The organism is Pseudoflavonifractor sp. 60, from assembly GCF_009911645.1.
Taxonomy (GTDB): domain Bacteria; phylum Bacillota; class Clostridia; order Oscillospirales; family Oscillospiraceae; genus Lawsonibacter.
The window spans coordinates 1-2,446 of sequence record NZ_QWKI01000321.1 but is presented as its reverse complement, the minus strand read 5'-3'; the positions used below and the strand labels follow the sequence as shown (position 1 = coordinate 2,446).

Sequence of the window (2,446 nt, the reverse complement as noted above, 5' to 3'; positions counted from 1 at the left end):
TTTTACATAGCTCTCACAAGAAAAAAGGGGGATTTTTCCGTGAACCGGTCTTTGACAACAAATGTCAAAAAGTGTACTTTTTGACATTTGTGGGAGGTGAAAAATTTTTAGGCACACACCTCATAGCAAACTTGGCCAAATTCAATAGAAAAGGAGAATTTAGCATGAGGAAAAAAATCTTACCTGTCCTTTTGGCCCTGGCTATGGTGCTGGGAATGCTGCCCATGTCCGTGTTTGCGGAAGAGGCGGCGGGCCCCGAAATCGCGGGCTACGGATTCCTTTGGAATGAACCGACCTCCGAGACAACACTTGCCGCCAACGGAAAAGTTGGCAACGACTGGATGAAGGAGACCATGTATGTGGTCTTCAAGGAGAATGTTCCCGCAAACACGAATCTGTGGTTCCAGATCAAAGTTGGCAACGACGTTTGGGGCTGCGCCGCCCAGGGAACCGGTAATTCCAACACGTACGCATTCAGCTTCCTAAACCGTGGAACGCAGTGGGAACAGCATCCCACCATCGCGGGTGAAACCTTCGACTATAGCGGCAAAAACGTGACCCACGCGACCAGCTACATGAAGGCTGGCAGCGTAACTCTGGAGTATTTTGTAACCGAGTCGCTGATTGAAACCGAGCAAACAAGCACTCCTGACGCGGTAACCAATGGGACAGCCGCATGGTCCAAAACCCTTTCTATCACAGCCAATGTGGATGTGAAGGAAGAGGTCGAGGCGGAGGAAGAGCCCACCAGCGGCCTGGCCCTGAAGTTTGAAACACTGACCGCCGAGGCGCTTTCCAGCAGCGAGGGAAAGATTTTTGGAATGGCTCCCGCCAACCTGGGCACATTTGATGTGACTGCCAACGGGACTGCTGTCACAGTCACCGGTGCCGCAAACCATGTCAAGTGGGAGGAGTTCAACACCAACACCGCCGACGATGAACAGGAGGGTCACTATCTTCCTATCCGGATCTTTGTGGCGGATGCCGACCAGGCCACTGCTAAGGGGCAGACAATTACTGTCACCGGCAGCAAGGCCAAAGAGCTCACCTTTGGGGATGACGGCAGCTTTGAGCTGGCTATGTTCCTGGACCATCTCACCAACAAGCAGTTTACTGTGAAGCTTGGCGATACCGTTTACACTGTGGACTGCACCGGTGTGGCCCTGAATAAGCTTGGGGCAATTTCGGCTCCTGTTGAGGAGAATACCGTTAAGCCCTCTGAGGATGTTGTAAATGATGCTGTAACCTCTCAGGTTGATGATTCCAGCGCTGAGAAGGTGAGCATCTCTGTTGCTGCTCCGGAAGACAGCGAGACGAAAAAGGTCAATGTCCCCCTGTCCACCACCGCTCTGGCCAAGCTGGAGAACGTGGAAAAGCCCCTGGTCATTGAGACCCCCCAGGGCGGTGTGTCCGCCGATGCCAAAACCCTGATTGAAAAGACTGGCAAGGATGACGCTGTCAGCTTTGTGATGGAGAACACCACCGCTCCTTCCGCCACAGACACACAGACCTTCTCCGTCGGATTTTTCAAGGACACCACCGAAATCGAGGTCAAGGATCTGACCGCTGACAAGGCAATTACTCTGACCTTTAAGACCTCTTTTGCCCAGGGCAAATCTGTCACCGTAACTTCGGGTACCACCTCTATTAAGGCCACCGTTGGAACCGAGGGCGCTGTGACGATTACCACGACCCATCTGTCCAATTGGACCATCAAACTGGACGAGGCCACTAAGCCGCCTGTGGTCAATCCTCCCGTTGGCCCCATCACCGACAAGGCCCCTCTGGTCAAGTATACTGACCGCAAGGACTACACCAGCGCCGCAGACAAGCAGACCTTCTTCGGCGGCAAGCTGGAGATCAAGAATCCCAACACCGTAACCAAGACCTACATCGTGTCCCTCGGTGACGAGAGCATTAAGGTCGGCGACATGGCTCTCAGCATTACTTATGTTGTGAAGGTCAACGCTGGCGCGACTTATGCTATGCCCTGCCAGAATATGTTCAATGTCAAGATTATTGAGATTCCCGCGGGCACCGATGTGACCGAAGATCTCACCGTCGAGGACGATGCTCTCAAACTGGACTGGACCCCCGTGGCTGACTGCAAAGACAGTCTCGTGTAAGGAGGGGCTGGCATGAAAAGAAGAATTTCCGCTTTTCTGCTGGCGGTCTCCCTGTGTCTGAGCATGATTGGTGCGGCAAGCGCACTGGTCATCGACCCCGACTACGGCCCGCAGCCCGGCGCCAGCGAGCCTGACACGCCGGATACCCCCGACACGCCGGACACACCGGACACGCCCGATACCCCCAGCCGTCCCAGCTCCGGCGGCAGCTCCTCCAGCGACCGGGACAGCGGGTACACAATCATAACCCCCGGGCGGGTCACCGGCGGTACGGTGCGGGTCCGGCCCGGCAGCGCCGACAAGGGACGCGTGGTGACCAT

At 55.1% G+C, this 2,446-nt stretch carries 1 protein-coding gene and 1 pseudogene; both read left to right on the top strand.

The window, feature by feature from the left end; genetic code table 11:
• The first annotated feature begins 164 nt into the window (after positions 1-164).
• Entirely contained in the window at positions 165-2,126 is a 1,962-nt protein-coding gene (locus tag D1646_RS22135) for a hypothetical protein (protein WP_160638491.1), read from the top strand.
• A 12-nt stretch (positions 2,127-2,138) separates the two neighbouring features.
• Positions 2,139-2,446 (top strand): annotated as a pseudogene (locus D1646_RS22820) (hypothetical protein); the annotation flags it as partial.